We start from the raw sequence: 16,606 nt of genomic DNA on the forward strand, positions 1-16,606 counted from the left end.
ATGGGCCGGTACGCCTTCGTCGCCCGCCGCGCGATCAGCCTGATCCCGCTGCTGCTCGGCATCCTCTTCCTGGTCATGCTCCTGCTCAGCCTCGCGCCCGGCGACCCGGCACGGATGGTCGCCGGCCCGCGGGCCCCGGAGGCCGAGGTCGCCCGGATCGCCCACGAAATCGGCCTGGACCAGCCGATCTGGGAGAGGTACGCCCATTACGTGGTGCAGGTCGTCCAAGGCGACTTCGGCACCTCGTTCAAGACCGGTCAGCCCGTCGCCGACCAGATCGTTGCTCAGCTGCCCGTCACGCTGACCGTGGCGATCGCCGGTGTGCTGCTCGCCCTGCTGGTCACGGTCCCACTGGCGGTCCTGGCGGCGAAGCGTCCGGACGGCCCGGCGGACCACGTGATCCGGATCCTCGGCACGCTCGGTATCGGTCTGCCGACGTTCTGGGTCGCGATCATGGCGATCCGGCTGATCGCCCTGCCGACCGGCTGGTTCCCGGTGGCCGGCGTCGGCCCCGGCCCCGGCCAGTACGCCCTGGCGATGGTCCTGCCGTCCGTGGTGGTCGCGATCAGCATCACCGCCCCGATGATCCGCAGCCTGCGGGCCACCATGATCGACCTGCACGAGGCCGAGTTCGTGGTGGCCGCCCGCACCCTCGGATTCACCGGGCTGGCGCTGCTCCGGCAGTTCCAGCTCCGCAACGCGGTCCCGCCGCTCATCACGGTGACGGCCGCGCAGGCCGGATATGCCCTCTTCGGCACGGTCGTCGTCGAGGTCGCCTTCGGACTGCCCGGGATGGGCCAGGGCCTTGTCGTCGCGGCCAGCACCAGGGACTTCCCGCTGGTGCAGGGCTACGCCATCGTCTTCGCGGTCCTGGTGGTGGCGCTCTACCTGATCGCCGACGTGGTCAACGCGGCCGTCGACCCGAGAGTGAGGATCAGCGCATGAAGGGCCCGAAGCTCTGGATCGGCGCCGGCGTGGTGGGGCTCTACGTGCTGGCCGCGATCCTCGCGCCCTGGATCGCACCCCATGATCCACTCGCCCAGGATGTGGTCTCGGCCCTGCAGGGCCCGTCCGCGGCGCACCTGCTCGGCACCGACGAACTCGGCCGTGACCAGCTCAGCCGCATCCTGATGGCGGCCCGGATCGATCTGCCGGTCGCCGCGCTCGCCACTGTGCTGCCGTGTCTGCTCGGCACCGCGCTCGGCGTGATCTGCGGTTACTTCGGCGGCTGGTTCGACGCGATCGTGATGCGGATCAGCGACCTGCTCCAGGCGTTCCCGATGTACATCCTGATGATCGTCCTGGTGTTCAGTCTCGGTCCCGGTGTCCGATCCCTGCTGATCAGCTTCACCGCTGTGGGCTGGGTGGTCTACGCCCGCCTGGTCCGTGCCGAAGTGCTGCGGATCCGGCAGACCGAGTACGTCACGGCCGCGATCACGGCCGGCTTCGGTGCACCCCGGGTGATCGTCCGGCACGTCCTACCGAACACCCTGCGACAGACGCTCATCTATCTGACATCGGACCTGGTCTTCGCGGTGACCGCCCTCGCGGCGTTCTCGTTCCTCGGCTTCGGCATCCAGCAGCCCACCCCGGAGTGGGGCAGCATGATCGCCGCCGCCCAGCCGTACATCACCACGCAGGCACTTCTCACTGTCGTCCCGGGCCTGGTGATCACCGTGCTCGCCCTCGGATTCGCCCTGCTCGGCGATGCCCTTCAGGAGAGGAAACGAGCATGAGCGCCCTGAAGATCAAAGGCCTTTCCCTGGTACGCGCGGACGGCGTGACACTGGTCGACAACGTTGATCTCGCCCTCGCGCCTGGTGAGACCCTCGGCATCGTCGGCGAGTCCGGCAGCGGCAAGAGCCTGACCCTGCGTGCGATCCTCGGCATCCTCCCGGCCGGCATCACAGCGACCGGGGAGATCACCTGCACGGCACGGACGGCGATGGTCTTCCAGGAGCCGGCCACCGCTCTGAACCCGACGATGCGCGCCGGTGACCTGGTTGCCCGAGTCTGGCGGCGGCACCACCCGGGCCGATCAAAAGCGGACGCCCTGACCGCTGCCATCGAGCTGTTCGAGCAGGTCGGCATCGACCGTGCCGCCGATCGGCTGCGCGCCTGGCCGCACGAGCTCTCCGGTGGCATGCGGCAACGCGTGATGATCGCCGCCGCGCTGGCCGCGGAACCCGAGGTGCTGCTCTGCGACGAGCCCACCACGGCCCTCGATGTCCGGGTCCAGGCGCAGATCCTCGACCTGCTGCGTGACCTGATCGCCCGGCGGTCGATGGCGATGATCTTCGTGAGCCACGACCTGGCCGTGGTCGCCTCGGTCAGCGCGCGGCTGCTGGTGATGCGCCGCGGTGAGGTGGTCGAGACCGGCGTGCTCACTGAGGTCCTCGCGGCCCCGGCCCACGAGTACACCGCCGAGCTCCTCGCCGCCAACCTGGGCCGCCGGCTCCGGAGCGAGAGCCTGGGCCGCCGGCTCCGGAGCGAGAGCCTGGGCGGCCGGCTCCGGAACGAGAACCTGGGGAGTGTGACGCGATGAGCGCACTTCTGGAGATCGAGAACGTCACGGTCAGTTTCGGTCGTCGCAAGCACGCGATCACCGCTGTCGACAACGTGACCCTGCACATCGCGAAAGGCTCGGCGACCGGGATCGTCGGAGAATCCGGGTCGGGCAAGTCGACTCTCATGCGTACCGTATTGGGGTTGAACCGGCCGCAAGCCGGCAGCGTGCGTTTCCGTGGCGCCGAGCTCGGCGCCCGGCGCGACCTGGCCACGCGGCGTGCCATGCAGATGGTCTTCCAGGATCCGGGCACCACGCTCAACCCGGCCCGGACCGTCGGCTCGACTCTCGCGGAGATGCTGCGTGTGCACAGGGTGGTGCCGGCCGAGCTGGTCGACGCCCGGGTCGGCGAGCTGCTCGACCTCGTGCATCTGCCTGCCGAGATCCGCGAGGCCCGGCCGCACCGCCTCTCCGGCGGGCAGAAGCAGCGCGTCGCGATCGCCCGGGCTCTCGCGCTCGAACCCGAGTTGCTGATCGCCGACGAGGCGACGAGCGCGCTCGACGTGATCGTGCAGGCAGGTGTGCTCGACCTGCTCGCCGAGTTGCGCGCCAGCACCGGCGTCACGCTGATCTGTATCAGTCACGATCTTGATCTGGTTCGATATCTGTGCGACACCGCCGTGGTGATGCGCCACGGCCGGATCGTCGAGCAGGGGCCGATCGCCGAGCTGTTCGCGGCGCCGGCCGACCCGTACACCGCCGAACTGATCGCCGCGGCGCCCACACTGCCCGGCAGCACGGAGGAATCAGTCCGATGAGCACCAAGCAGGCCATGTGAGTACGAAAAGGCAGGGCAAGAAAGCGGAGATCGCCCGGGCGGCGATCCGGCCGCTGAGCGTCCAGGGGGTGCACAACGTCCGGCTCTCCGACATCGGCGCGAGCCTCGGTATGACCGGCGCTCACCTGCTCTACTACTTCGAGTCCAAGAACGACCTGTTCACGGCATCGATGCGGATCGTCGAGCAGGATCTGCGGACGCGGATCTACGCCGCTTTCGAGACCATGGAGTCCGGCCGGGAACGCTGGGAGTGGCTTCTCGACACCGGCGCACCCACCGGCCTGGACGACAGCGGACTGCTGCTCTGGCTGGGCGCCTGGAATGAGGCGGTGCACTCCGAGGACTTCCACAAGCTGATCACCGAGCTGGAAAGCGACTGGCAGGGCCTGCTTCGCGAGACACTTCGGTACGCGATCGGCCGCGGCGAACTGCCCGCCGACCTCGACGTCGACCCGATCGTCGAGGGGGTGTCGGCGCTGCTCGACGGCCTGACCATCCGGGTCGTGATCGGGTACCGCCCGCTCGACCACGACGCCGCCATGGCGATCGTCCGTCGCTTTGTCGATCCGCAGCTTCCCTGGAGAAACGCATGAAGCCGGGCAACGACCTGACGTGGCGGATGCCGGCCGAGACCGAACCGCACGAGCGGGCCTGGATGGCCTGGCCGTCGGCGGCGTACACGCTTGGCGACACAGCGTCCGACGCGGACGAGGCGTGGACGGCGTGGGCCGCTGTCGCCAACGCGGTGGCCGAGCACGAACCGCTGTCGATGCTGGTCACCGCCGAGGGACGGGCTGAGGCGCGGCGGCGTCTCGCCGGCGACATCGAGCTGCACGAGTGCGAGCTGGACGACGCCTGGTACCGGGACTCCGGCCCGACCTTCGTGGTCGGAGCGGCCGGGCTCGGTTCGGTGAACTGGGTCTTCAACGGCTGGGGACAGCAGGAGTGGGCGCGGTGGGAGTTCGACGCGTACGCCAGTGAGGTCGCCACCACCGCCAGCGGCGCGGTCCGGATCTCCTCGGCGCTGGTGAACGAGGGCGGTGGTCTGCACACCGACGGCGAGGGCACGTTCCTGATCACCGAGACCGTGCAGCTCGACCCGGAGCGGAACCCGGGCTGGACCAGGGCCGACGTGGAGGCCGAACTGGCCCGCACGGTCGGCGCCCGGAAGGTGATCTGGCTGCCCCGGGGGCTGACCCGGGACAGCGCCACCTACGGAACCCGGGGACACGTCGACATCGTCGCCACGTTCACGGCGCCGGGCGAGGTGCTGATCCACGACCAGCGCAGCGAGGAGCATCCGGATCACGCCGTGATGGCCGAGATCCGGGAAGTGCTGGCCGCATCAACAGACGCCGCCGGCCGTCCGTTGCGGCTCACCTCGTTGCCCGCTCCGAAGACGCTCACCGACGAGCACGGTTTCGTCGACTACAGCTACGTCAACCACTTCGCCGTGAACGGGGCCGTCATCGCCTGCTCGTTCGACGACCCGAACGACGACGAGGCCCTCGACGTCCTGGCCGGCGCGTACCCGGGCCGCACGATCATGCCGGTCGGCGCGCGGGTGCTGTTCGCCCGGGGCGGCGGCGTCCACTGCATCACCCAGCAACAACCCGCTCTTCCGGGAGGAAACGCATGAAGACCCTTGTCGCCTCGCGGTTGCCGTCGCCGGCCCGCGTCAGTTCCGAGGACCGGCCGCTGACCGTCGCGCTCGTGCAGACCCGCTGGCACGCCGACCCGGCCGAACATCTCGCCGTCCTGGACGACGGCATCGCCTCGGCCGCGGCCGCCGGTGCGAAAGTGGTGTTCCTGCCCGAGCTGACCCTGATGCGGTACCCCGCCGACACGGTTCCCACCGGCACACCGTCCGACCTGGCCGAAGACCTGGAGACTGGGCCGACCTGCACGTTCGCCGCCCGGGCCGCCGCCGAGCACGGGCTGTTCGTGCACGCGTCGCTCTACGAGAAGGCGGACGACGGCGACGGCCTCGGCTTCAACACGAGCATCCTGGTGGCGCCGGACGGGACGATTGTCGGCCGGACCCGGAAACTGCACATCCCCGTCACGGCGGGGTACTACGAGGACACCTATTTCCGGCCGGGCACGGGCGGTCACGCGTACCCTGTCTGGGAATTGGATCTTGAAGGCGCGCCGCGCCTGGGCATGCCGACCTGCTGGGACGAATGGTTCCCGGAAGTGGCTCGCGCCTATTCGCTTGGCGGGGCCGAGCTGCTCGCCTACCCGACCGCGATCGGCTCCGAGCCGGACCACCCGGATTTCGACACCGAGCCGCTGTGGCGGCAGGTGATCGTGGCGAACGGCATCGCCAACGGCCTCTTCATGGTCGTTCCGAACCGGTGGGGCAACGAAGGGCTGGTCACGTTCTACGGCTCGTCGTTCATCAGCGACCCCTACGGCCGGGTTCTGGTGCAGGCGCCTCGCGACGAGGACGCCGTGCTGGTCGCGACGCTCGACCTGGCACAGCGCACCGACTGGCTGACGCTGTTCCCGTTCCTGGCCACGCGCCGACCCGACACCTACGGCGCACTGACCGCCGCCGCCACTGATGTCGCCACCGATGTCGTCCCTGATGTCGCCACCGATGTCGCTTCCGAGGAGCTTTCATGAGTTACGTCCTGGTCCGGCCGCCTGCCGCGACCCTCGCCGACGGCGTCGTCACGTTCATCGAACGGCAGCCGCTCGACCTCGATCTCGCTCGCCGGCAGTGGGCCGGATATGTCGCCGCGCTGGAATCGAACGGCTGGCCCACGGTCAGCGTCGACATCGACGACACGCTGCCCGACTCGGTCTTCATCGAGGACGCCGTGGTGATCTTCGGTGACCTGGCCGTCGTCACCAACCCCGCCGAGCCGGCTCGCAACCCGGAGACGGTCGCGACCGAGAAGAAGATCCGCGAACTCGGCTTCGAGACGGCCACCATCACCGAGGGCACCCTCGACGGCGGCGACGTGCTCAAGGTCGGCACCACCGCGTACGTCGGCCTCACCGGCACCACCAACGAGGCCGCGGTCGGCCAGCTGCGCGGCCTGCTCGAACCGCGCGGCTGGACCGTCGTCGCGGTCCCGGTCACCAAGGCGCTGCACCTCAAGAGCGCGATCACCGCGCTCCCGGACGGCACGATCATCGGGTACGGGCCAGTGGTTGATGATCCGACGATCTTCCCGTCCTATCTGGAGGTGCCGGAGGAGCCCGGTGCTCATGTGGTGGTGCTTGATGCGTCGACCGTGCTGATGAGCTCGGCCGCGCCGGAGTCAGCTGCCATCTTCGAGGCACGGGGTCTGCGGGTCGTGGCTGTCGACATCAGCGAGTTCGAGAAGCTCGAGGGCTGCGTCACCTGTCTTTCGGTGCGGGTGCGCGGATGAGCGGGGTGCTGTTCGTCGCCCGGCGGATTCGTACCCTCGCTCAAGGGGACGTCACCGGTGTGCTCGTCCGCGACGGGGTGGTGGTCGCCGCAGGCGACGCGGCCGACCTGCGGGGATCCGCCTCCCGAGTGATCGACTACGGCGATGCGGTGATCACTCCCGGACTCGTCGACGGGCACAGCCACCCGGTCTCCGGGCTGTCGCTGACCGCCGGCGTGGACCTGACCGACGTGCTGGAGTTGCCGCTCGTCCGCGCGAAGCTGGAGGAGGCGCGTGCGGCGCTCGCGCCGGGGGAGTGGTTGCGGGCGTGGGCGCTCAACCCGGTCGTCTTCGGTACATCAGAGCCGTCGGCTGCAGCTCTCGGGCCGGTACTGGATGGGATTCCCGCTTATATCGTTCTTTATGATGCTCATTCGGCGATCGCGTCGCCTGCCGCGTTGCAGCTGGCCGGTGTGGTGGGTGCCCGCTCGTTCGCTTCCAGTTCCCGCGTCGCCGTCGACGCCGACGGGGTGCCGACCGGATACCTGCTCGAAGCCGAAGCCTCCGACCTGGTCGAACGGGTGATTCCTGCACCGTCAACGGCTGCGCAGGCGGCGTCGCTGCGAACGTTGCTGCGCGGGATGGCGGCGGTCGGATACACCGGGCTGCACGCCATGGACTTCCACGACCCGGCGCGCGAACTCGTCACGATGCTCGAAGAACAGGGCGACCTGCCGCTGCGGATCGGCTTCAACCCGATGCTCATGCCGGAGGATTCCTATCCGGATGTGGTCGCCCAGCTGGGACAGGGCGGCCGGCGCTGGCGGGTCGAAGGCATCAAGCTCGTCGTCGACGGAACCGTCGACGGCGGCACCGCCTGGCTGGAGTACGCGGACACCCGTGGCGAAGGCCTCTCCTCACTGTGGCGTGACTTCGACAGATTCCGTACGGTCGTGTCCGACCTGCACGCGGCGGGCGTCAACTGTGCCGTGCACGCGATCGGCGACCGTGCCGTCCGCGAAGTGCTGAACATCTTCGCGTCGCTCACGCCCGGCAGCGCCAGCCACCGCATCGAACACGTCGAGACCATCCCCGACGACCTGGTCAAACTCTTCGCCGACGGCGCCGCGGCGGCGAGCATGCAGCCGTTGCACTGCACGTGTTTCAACAACGCGGACCGGTCCGATTCGTGGTCCGTCCGGCTCGGCGACGTCCGGGTGGACCACGGCTTCCGCTGGAACGACATCCGGACGGCCGGTGGCGTGGTGGCGCTGGGCTCGGACTGGCCGATCGCGCCGTACGACCCGCGCTGGATCATGGCCGATGCCCGCTTGCGGCGCCGTTTCGACAGGCCGTCGGCACTGCCGATGCAGCCGGAGCAGGCGCTGACGGCGCTGCAGGTGCTGGAGGGTTTCACTACTCAGGCGGCACTGGCCTCGGGCGAGCAGGGCCATCGGGGCCGGATCGCACCGGGCTTCGACGCCGACTTCACGGTGTTCGGCGGGGATCCGGTCGACTGCGCTCCGGAGGAGTTGGCTCACCTGCCGGTCGTGGGAACCGTGGTGGCCGGCAGGCCCGTCGAGTAAGGCCGATTGCCGACGGGGTCAGAGCAGGCAAACGAGAGCACACGGTGGGCGCCCGTCCAGGGGCCAGGTGCCCGGTGATGGGGGCACACGGTGGGCTCCCGCCAGGTGCCCCGGTGACGGGGGCACACCGTGTGCTCCCGTCGGGTGCCCGGAGTTGGGGACACACGGTGCGTTCTCGTCAAGTGCCCGGCCCGCCAGGTGCCCGGTGATGGGGGCACACGGTGCGCTCCCGTCCGCGCTCAGAACACAGACCCGAATCCGACACGCCGCGCCGGTTTCGGTCGTATGTGTCGGGATTGGGGCATGTGGCATCGCCGCCGCTTTCGGGGTGGCGTGACGCTTTCTCGGCGCGGTGTGGTGGTTTCTCGGTGCGATGCCGCTCGGGGATCTTGTGCGGTTTGGCCGGCTGGTCGACCACGAGTGCACGAGTTTGCCGGGGCGGCCGTTCGTGGCGCGTCGATTTTGGGTGGTTTGGGAGCTATGGGGTGACGTTCTGCCACGATAGTGGGTGGACATGCCGGATCTTGGAGACTCGTGGGTGTTTCGTGCCCTACAGGCTTTCAAAGGTTCGGCCGACGTAGTGCTTCACGGTTCGGCGCGGTGATCGTGGTGCTTCACGGTTCCGGCGCGGTGATCGTGGTGCTTCACGGTTCGGCGCGTGAACGTAGTGCTACACAGTCCCGACGTGGTGAACGCGGTGCGCCGCGGATCTTGTGGAGTTCGGCGAACCGTTTGCGTGTAATTCCGCAAGATCGGCCACGCCTGTTCGATCTTGTGAAGTTGTGCGGGCACGTCTGCGGGGAAGTCCACAAGATCCAGGCAAAGCGGGGCGGGGCGGGACGTGCAGAGTGCGGGACGTGCAGAGTGCGGGGCGTGCAGAGTGCGGGGCGTGCAGAGTGCGGGGCGTGCAGAGTGCGGGGCGGGTTGGGGTGGGGCAGGGCGGAGAGCGTGGCGGGGACGTGGTGACGCGATGCTTCACGGTTTCGGCGTGGTGAACGTGGTGCGTCACGGATCTTGTGGAGTCCGGCGAACCGTTTGCGGCTAACTCCGCAAGATCGGCCACGCCTGTTCGATCTTGTGAAGTTGTGCGGACACGTCGGCGGGGAAGTTAACAAGATTCAGGCAGCGCAGCGCAGCGCGGCACAGCCGGCCTCATCAATCGATCGACGCAGCCATGGGCGTGCCTGGCAAGACGCACTCGAAAGACGGCGGTGTCGCCGTCGAAAGGTGCTGGGGGCGCCCCGGCTGGTGACGCCGATGCCGCGCACCTGTGAGCGGCGGCGGCACCAGAGTGGGCCGAGGGCACACCGAAGAGCGCCGCGGGCACGCCGACGGGCGCCACGGGCACACCCAAGAACGCCACGGGCACACCCAAGAACGCCACAGGCGCACCGAGCCCGCCCGCACCCCACCCCATCCCACCCTTTAACCCGAAATATCCGGTTTCTCGATAAATGGGATTCGAACGACTCACATTCACCCGGACATTTGCCGAATAGAAAGGGTGTGATTCCGGAACAGATCGGCGACTGGGTGTTGCACGAACTGCCCCGCCTGAACCGAGCGATCCTGCAGCACCACGCCTCACCCGAGCTACTGCACACCGAGGTCGGCGAGCACGTGCTGGACCACCTGCCGGAGGTCGCCCAGCTGACCCCGCTGCAGGCCCAGCAGCTCGTGGTGAACCTCGGTTTCGTCGGCGCCTCGGTGGCCCGGCACTACCAGGAGCACGCGCCGGGCGGGCCGACCCACCCCGACGACGCGTTCGCCGAGCTGGTGGCCGGGCCGCAGCGGATACCGTTCCGCGCGTACTTCGAGGCCCTGGCCGCGCACACCGGCACCGGGCACTACGAGCGGGACAGCTTCGCCTCGCTGGTGCGGTGGAACGTCGGGACGGTTCAGGTACGCCTCGACGAGGAGGTGTTGGGCGTTCTGCCCGGCGTCTTCGACGACGGCCGGATCCGCAGCTATACCGGCAGCCCCGGCGAGGAACGGTTCTTCCTGCTGGTCAAACAGGGTGAAGTGGTGGAGATGGCGGTCAACAACCTGCTCTGCCCGTTCACCCGGGAGAACGCCGGCCTGACCTGCGAGGACGCCCGCCATTCGGTACGCCTCGCCACCGACCTGCTCGACGCCCTGCGCCGCCTCATGGTCGACTTCGCGGCTCTGCCGCCCGAGCAGACCATGCCGGCCGAGCATTTCATGGACGTGTTCCGCCAGTTCGCCGCGCACTGGACCCTCGGCGACATCTCGCCGAGCGGCGCGCTCGACCCGGAGGCGCTGAAACGGGACTTCCTGCTCGGCCTCGCCGTGGAGGACTACGACAAGCAGGCCCGCCGGCTCTTCCCGGCCCTGCTCGCCGCCGAGCGCGAGGAGCTCAGCCGGCTGATGGACATGCCGACGCTGCCGGCGCGGCTGCTCGACGCGCTGGGCACCGACGAGCGCGACCTGCGCCTGCTCGACGAGCCCGACCTGCGCCGCCTGGTAGCGCGGCACCCCGCTCTGATCGACTGGTACCGGCTGCTCGCGATGCACGCCCGTGCGGCCGGCGCGCACCTGATGCTGAGCAAGAAGTTCCTGTTCAAGCCGCAGCGGTTGCGTGACGAGGCCGGTCTCGGCGACAAGGAGCTGGTGTCCAACCGGGCCGGCACGACAGGCATGACGGAGACGTTCCTCGAACGGCTTACCCGGGCCCGGCAGAATCATGCTCTCGCCGCACTAAGGCCGGTGATTACCAGCGAAAGAGCACATACCGGCCATCCGAAGGAGGTAGGTTCCGGTCGCGTGGTGGTGGAGCTGGCCGGTTGAGCGGGGGCGGGGTGAAGCCAGGTACGACGTCACCGTTGGCGGAGATCGGTCGTGACCAGCTGATGGCGCTGATCGACCACACGTCCGCGGTGATCTACATGCGCGATGCCGACGGCCGATACCTGCTGGTCAACCGGGAGTACGAACGCCTGTTCGGGCTGCGCCGCGAGAACATCGTGGGGCTCACCGACCACGACCTGTTCCCGCGTGACATCGCCGACGCGTTCCGGGAGAACGACCTGGAAGCGCTCGCCGGCGGTGTGCCGGTGCAGATGGAGGAGGAGGCGCCGGGCGAGGACGGCCCGCGCGCGTACATCACGGTGAAGTTCCCGCTGATCGATGCGGCCGGGCACGCGTACGCGGTAGCCGGCATCTCCACGGACATCACCAAGCGCAGCCGGGCCGAGGCGGCGCTGCGCGACAGCGAGGAACGGTTCCGCCTGCTGGCCGAGCACGCCCAGGACATCATCTTCCGGTACCGGCTGGAACCCGAGCCGGGCATGGAATACCTGAGCCGGGCGGTCGAGTCGATCACCGGCCGTCGTGCCGAGGAGTACTACGCAGACCCCCGGCTGATCCTGGACAGCGTCCTCCCCGAAGACCTGGCGCTCTTCGAGCAGTCCTGGCGGGCGCTGCGGACCGGCACCATCACGTTCCGGCTGCGCCGCCCGGACTCCGGGATCGTCTTCATCGAGCAGCGGGCCGGCCGGGTCACCGACGACGACGGCCGGGTGGTCGCGGTCGAGGGCATCCTGCGCGACGTCAGCGAGCGGATCGCCGCCGAGCGGGAGCGCAACGTGCTGGAACAGCAGCTGCGGCAGTCGGAACGGCTCGACTCGCTGGGTCAGCTGGCCGGCGGCATCGCGCACGACTTCAACAACATCCTCGCGGTCATCTCCGGGTACGCCGACATGCTCGCCGACGAGCTGGGGGAGGAACATCCCGGGCGCGCCGACGCGGCCGGGATCAAGCAGGCCGCGAACCGGGGCAGCGCGCTCACCCGCCAGCTGCTCATCTTCAGCCGTTCCGAGCCGTCCCGCCCCGAGGTGCTCGACCTGAACGAGGTCGCCGCGGACACCCAGCGGCTGCTGGCCCGTACCCTTGGCGAGGACATCGAGTTCGTCACCGACCTGGCGTCCGGGCTGCCTCCGGTGGTGATGGACCGCAGCAAGCTGGAGCAGGTGATGATGAACGCGGTGCTGAACTCGCGCGCCGCGATGCCGGACGGCGGCCGGCTCACCGTTGCCACGAGCCTGGAGCAGACCGCCGGCGGCGAGCGCCAGGTGTGCCTCTCGATCACCGACACCGGTTGCGGGATGCCGCCGGAGGTTCTCGCGCGGGCGTTCGAGCCGTTCTTCACCACCCGGGGCCGGGGCAGCGGCACCGGGCTGGGGCTGGCCACGGCGTACGGGGTGGTGACCGACGCGGGCGGCACCATCAGCCTGGAATCGGAGCAGAACCGGGGCACCACGCTGCGGGTTCGGCTGCCGGCGGGCACCGAGGCGGCGCCCGGGGTGAGCCCGGCCGCGCCGGCCGCGCCGGCCCGTTCCGGCCACGGCCGCAAGGTCTTCGTGGTGGAGGACGAGGAAGCGGTCCGGGCCATCGTCTGCCGCCTGCTCGGCAAGGCCGGGTACGAGGTCGCGTCCGCCCCGCATCCGCAGGAGGCGCTGCGGATGTACCGCGAGGAGGGCCTCACGTTCGACATGCTGCTCAGCGACGTGATCATGCCCGGGATGTCGGGCACCCAGCTCGCCGCCGAGCTGCGCAAAGATCGGCCGGACCTGCCGGTGCTGTTCATGTCGGGTTACACGAGCGGCCCGGCGCCGGGCGGGCAGGCCATCCCGGAGGACGCCCCGCTGATCCACAAGCCGTTCGACTCGCAGACGCTGCTCAACGAAGTGCACAGTCTGCTGGCCCAACGCATCCATTGACATGAATTTTGTTGCAGTCGTACCGTGCGCGAGCCATCAGTGAAGAGCGCCGGAGGCCGACCATGCGCAGACGTTCGTTTCTCGCCCTTCCCGCAGCGGCCGCGGTGCTGCCGGCACCCCGGCGGACGAGACTGACGGTGGCTGCCGACGGCTCCGGCGACCACACGAGCGTGCAGGCCGCGATCGACGCCGTCCCGGCCGGCGAGCCCGCCGTCATCGGCATCCGCCCCGGCACATACCTCGGCCAGGTGATCATCCCGGCGGCCAAACCGCTGATCGAGCTGCGCGGGCTCGGCCGCTCACCGTCCGACGTGGTGATCGCCGACGATCGGGCCAACGGCACCCTGAAACCGGACGGCACGCCGTGGGGCACGTCGGGCAGCGCCTCGGTCACCGTGGACGGCGCCGGCCTGCGCGTCACCGGCCTGACCTTCGCGAACCTCTTCGACGAGGCCGCCCATCCGGAGATCACCAACCGGCAGGCGGTCGCCGTGCTGACCCGCGCCGACAAGCTGGTGTTCGACCGGGTTCGCTTCCTCGGCAACCAGGACACCCTCTATGTCAACGGAGGCCGGGCCTACTTCCGGGACTGTTACGTCGAGGGCGACGTCGACTTCATCTTCGGCCGGGCCACCGCCGCCTTCGAGCGCTGCCACATCCACTCGCTGAACCGGGGCAGCACCCCGAACGGGTACGTCACCGCACCCAGCACCCTGCGGACCAACCCGTACGGACTGCTCTTCCACCGGTCCCGGTTCACCTCCGACGCACCCGGCGGAACCGTCTTCCTGGGCCGGCCGTGGCACCCCGGTCAGGATCCCGAGGCGATCGGGCAGACGATCATCCGGGAGTCGTGGATCGGCGCGCACATCCCGGCGGCGCCGTGGACCGACTTCGGGGTGTGGCCCTGGGAGGAGGCCCGGTTCGCCGAGTACCGCAACGTCGGCCCGGGCGCGACGGTCACCGCCGACCGCCCGCAACTCACCGATGAGGAAGCGGTCGCGTACACAGTGGACGCCGCGCTGCGCGGCGCCGATGGGTGGAGCCCGTGCGGCTGATGCAAGAGGTCAGCTCGCCCGCGGCCGCATCACCGGGCCGAACAGTCGCTGCGCCTGCTCCGCGCGCAGCGCCACGAACAACCCGGTAGCCGTCACCAGCGCCTCGTCCGGCCGCTCGGCCGTCGCTATCGCTCCGACCGCCGTCACCCGCCGGCCCTCGACCTGCGAGACCTCAGCGGTCAGGCGCAGGGCCGTCATCAAAGGCACAGGCTTTCGGTACGCCGTATCGAGCCGAACCGTCATCCCCGGATTACCGGACGACGTGACCGCGTGCCCGAGCATCTGGTCGAGCAGCATCGCGCTGACGCCTCCGTGCGCGTACATCGGCGGGCCCTCGTAGGCCAGGCCGAGCGTGCAGGTGCCGACCGCCACGCCGGCGCTGCTCTCGATGTGCACCGGTGGGGCGAGGGCGCTGCCGCGGCCGATCACCGGGTTGTACATCCGGACGCCGCCCAGCAGATCGTCGGCGGCGGCCACCTCGCTGCGGGTCCGGATCCGTTCACCCAGTGGACCGGTGGCCTGCCGGATCCGTTCGGCGGCCCGGCGCAGCTCGTCGGTGGGCGCCTCGGTCGCCGTGGCGTGCTCGATCAGCAGCCGTAGCGCGTCACCCAGATCGCTGATCGCCTCGCGCCGCTCCAGCAGCCGGTCGATGGATTGAAGCCTATCGGTCACGTGGTCTCCCGGGCGCCAGCAGAAGCACAGCCGAACAGAATCAGGTTCTACCAAGCGAACCCCGCCGAACACGTGTGCACCTAGTGAATCATCTCACACTGCTATAACCTGTTCTAGTTATTGCCGCCCCATCACGAGCCGGTAAAGGGGACGTCATGGAAGAGTTCGACGTGGTCGTGGTGGGCGCCGGCGCGGCAGGCATGACAGCCGCCCTCACGGCCGCCCGCAGTGGACTCAGCACCATCGTCCTGGAGAAGGCGCCGGTCTTCGGCGGCTCCGCGGCCCGGTCCGGCGCGGGCATCTGGGTGCCGAACAACGACGTCCTGCTCGCCGCCGGCGTTCCGGACACGTTCACGAAAGCCGACACCTACATGGCCGCAGTGGTCGGCCCCGAGGTGCCGGTGGCCAAACGGCAGGCGTTCCTGCGGGCCGGCCCGCCGGCGATCGCTTTCATCCAGCGCTGGTCGCCGCTGCGTTTCCGCTGGATGGAGGGTTATTCGGACTATTACCCGGAGCTGCCCGGCGGGATGCCGAACGGCCGCTCGATCGAGCCGGTGGCGCTCGACGCGAACATCCTGGGCGCCGAATACGCGAACCTGAACCCCTCCTATCTGCCCACACCGCCCAGCACCGTCGTCTACGACATCGACTACCGATGGCTGGCTCTGATCGCGCGCCATCCGCGGGGTGTCGCGGTCGCCACCGAGATCGTCTGGCGTTACCTCCAGCTCGCCGCGCAGGGCCAGAAACCGATCACCATGGGCCAGGCCCTCGCCGGTGGCCTGCGGGCCGGCCTGCTCGCCGCCGACGTGCCGGTCCGGCTGAACACCCCGCTGGTCGATCTCCACGTGGAGAACGGCCGGGTGGCCGGCGTGATCGCGCTCGTCGGCGGCACCGAGACACTCATTCGTGCCCGCCGCGGCGTGATGATCGGCAGCGGCGGGTTCGAGCACAACGAGCGGATGCGCAAGCAGTTCCAGGACGAGCCGATCGGCACGGCCTGGACGGTCGGCGCCGCGTCGAACACCGGCGACGGCATCGAGGCGGGCGAGCGCGCCGGCGCCGGCCTCGCCCTGATGGACGACGCCTGGTGGGGCCCGATGATCCCGCTGCCCGAGGGGCCGTACTTCTGCCTCTCCGAGCGGACGCTGCCGGGCAACATCTTCGTCGACGGCACCGGCAGGCGGTTCGTCAACGAGGCCGCGCCGTACAGCGACGTCGTCCACACGATGTACGCCGGTGACCACTTCCCAGCCTGGATGATCACCGACCAGGAGTACCGGAACCGCTACCTCTTCAAGGAGACAGCGCCACTCCTGCCGTACCCGCAGGCCTGGTACGACAGCGGCGCCCTGGTCAAGGACTGGACCATCACCGGGCTGGCCGGCAAGATCGGCGTACCGGCGGCGGCGTTGCGCGCCACGCTCGACCGGTTCAACGGCCAGGCCCGCGCCGGCCGGGACACCGACTTCCATCGGGGCGACAGCGCCTATGACGCGTACTTCGCCGACCCGACGAACCGGCCCAGCCCGTGCCTCGCGCCGGTCGGCCTCCCGCCCTTCTACGCCTTCAAGATCGTGCCGGGTGACCTCGGTACGAAAGGCGGCCTGACCACCGACGTCCAATCCCGCGTCCTGCGCCCGGACGGCTCAGCGATCCCCGGGCTGTACGCGGCCGGAAACGCGTCGGCAGCCGTGATGGGTCACAGCTACGCCGGCGCCGGTTCCACCCTCGGCCCGGCGATGACCTTCGGGTACCTGGCCGGAAAAGACCTGGCCGGAAAAGACCTGGCCGGAAAAGACCTGGCCGGAAAAGACCTGGCAGCAAGCTAGACAAACAGGAGGA

The 16,606-nt window shown here is 69.5% G+C and carries 14 protein-coding genes; 13 read left to right on the forward strand and 1 reads right to left on the reverse strand.

All coding sequences use genetic code 11. The features are described from left to right. The 12 genes from ACQP2E_RS09950 (at position 1) to ACQP2E_RS10005 (ending at position 14,089) form a co-directional block, all read left to right on the forward strand. Positions 1–945, forward strand: coding sequence for an ABC transporter permease (locus ACQP2E_RS09950; protein WP_433830098.1), 945 nt, complete (start codon positions 1–3; stop codon positions 943–945). Further along, a complete protein-coding gene (locus ACQP2E_RS09955) occupies positions 942–1,736 on the forward strand; it encodes an ABC transporter permease (protein ID WP_433830100.1) in 795 nt (264 codons plus the stop codon). The genes ACQP2E_RS09950 and ACQP2E_RS09955 overlap by 4 nt, the downstream gene beginning before the upstream one ends. Then, complete coding sequence (locus ACQP2E_RS09960; RefSeq protein ID WP_433830102.1) at positions 1,733–2,545, forward strand: ABC transporter ATP-binding protein; 813 nt, start codon at positions 1,733–1,735, stop codon at positions 2,543–2,545. Before ACQP2E_RS09955 ends, ACQP2E_RS09960 begins: the two co-directional genes overlap by 4 nt. Next, complete coding sequence (locus tag ACQP2E_RS09965; RefSeq protein ID WP_433830104.1) at positions 2,542–3,324, forward strand: ABC transporter ATP-binding protein; 783 nt, start codon at positions 2,542–2,544, stop codon at positions 3,322–3,324. The genes ACQP2E_RS09960 and ACQP2E_RS09965 overlap by 4 nt, the downstream gene beginning before the upstream one ends. Positions 3,325–3,340: 16 nt before the next feature. Next, complete coding sequence (locus ACQP2E_RS09970; protein WP_433830106.1) at positions 3,341–3,937, forward strand: TetR family transcriptional regulator C-terminal domain-containing protein; 597 nt, start codon at positions 3,341–3,343, stop codon at positions 3,935–3,937. Next, a complete protein-coding gene (locus ACQP2E_RS09975; RefSeq protein ID WP_433830108.1) occupies positions 3,934–4,983 on the forward strand; it encodes an agmatine deiminase family protein in 1,050 nt (349 codons plus the stop codon). Before ACQP2E_RS09970 ends, ACQP2E_RS09975 begins: the two co-directional genes overlap by 4 nt. After that, positions 4,980–5,972 carry a nitrilase-related carbon-nitrogen hydrolase gene (locus tag ACQP2E_RS09980; RefSeq protein ID WP_433830110.1) on the forward strand — a complete coding sequence of 331 codons (993 nt, stop codon included), beginning with the start codon at positions 4,980–4,982 and terminating at the stop codon, positions 5,970–5,972. The genes ACQP2E_RS09975 and ACQP2E_RS09980 overlap by 4 nt, the downstream gene beginning before the upstream one ends. After that, positions 5,969–6,727, forward strand: coding sequence for a dimethylargininase (gene ddaH / locus ACQP2E_RS09985; protein WP_433830112.1), 759 nt, complete (start codon positions 5,969–5,971; stop codon positions 6,725–6,727). Before ACQP2E_RS09980 ends, ddaH begins: the two co-directional genes overlap by 4 nt. Continuing rightward, positions 6,724–8,292 (forward strand): amidohydrolase, encoded by a 1,569-nt coding sequence (locus ACQP2E_RS09990; RefSeq protein WP_433830114.1) that lies wholly within the window; start codon positions 6,724–6,726, stop codon positions 8,290–8,292. Before ddaH ends, ACQP2E_RS09990 begins: the two co-directional genes overlap by 4 nt. A 1,506-nt stretch (positions 8,293–9,798) precedes the next feature. After that, a complete protein-coding gene (locus ACQP2E_RS09995) occupies positions 9,799–11,100 on the forward strand; it encodes a hypothetical protein (protein WP_433830116.1) in 1,302 nt (433 codons plus the stop codon). Between the two features lie 35 nt (positions 11,101–11,135). Then, positions 11,136–13,031, forward strand: a complete 1,896-nt coding sequence (locus ACQP2E_RS10000) for a PAS domain-containing protein (RefSeq protein WP_433830118.1) — start codon at positions 11,136–11,138, stop codon at positions 13,029–13,031. Between the two features lie 62 nt (positions 13,032–13,093). Continuing rightward, complete coding sequence (locus ACQP2E_RS10005; RefSeq protein WP_433830120.1) at positions 13,094–14,089, forward strand: pectinesterase family protein; 996 nt, start codon at positions 13,094–13,096, stop codon at positions 14,087–14,089. A 9-nt stretch (positions 14,090–14,098) separates the two neighbouring features. Here the strand turns inward: ACQP2E_RS10005 and ACQP2E_RS10010 are convergent, their stop codons facing one another. Then, complete coding sequence (locus ACQP2E_RS10010) at positions 14,099–14,761, reverse strand: PaaI family thioesterase (protein WP_433830122.1); 663 nt, start codon at positions 14,759–14,761, stop codon at positions 14,099–14,101. A 155-nt stretch (positions 14,762–14,916) separates the two neighbouring features. On the opposite strand from ACQP2E_RS10010, the gene kstD reads away from it, so the two are divergent. After that, the gene (gene kstD, locus ACQP2E_RS10015; RefSeq protein WP_433830124.1) at positions 14,917–16,593 is read left to right on the forward strand and encodes a 3-oxosteroid 1-dehydrogenase; all 1,677 of its coding nucleotides are present in this window, start codon (positions 14,917–14,919) and stop codon (positions 16,591–16,593) included. Positions 16,594–16,606 lie beyond the last annotated feature (13 nt).

Origin of the sequence: Actinoplanes sp. CA-015351, from assembly GCF_050955685.1 — a bacterium.
Taxonomy (GTDB): domain Bacteria; phylum Actinomycetota; class Actinomycetes; order Mycobacteriales; family Micromonosporaceae; genus Actinoplanes.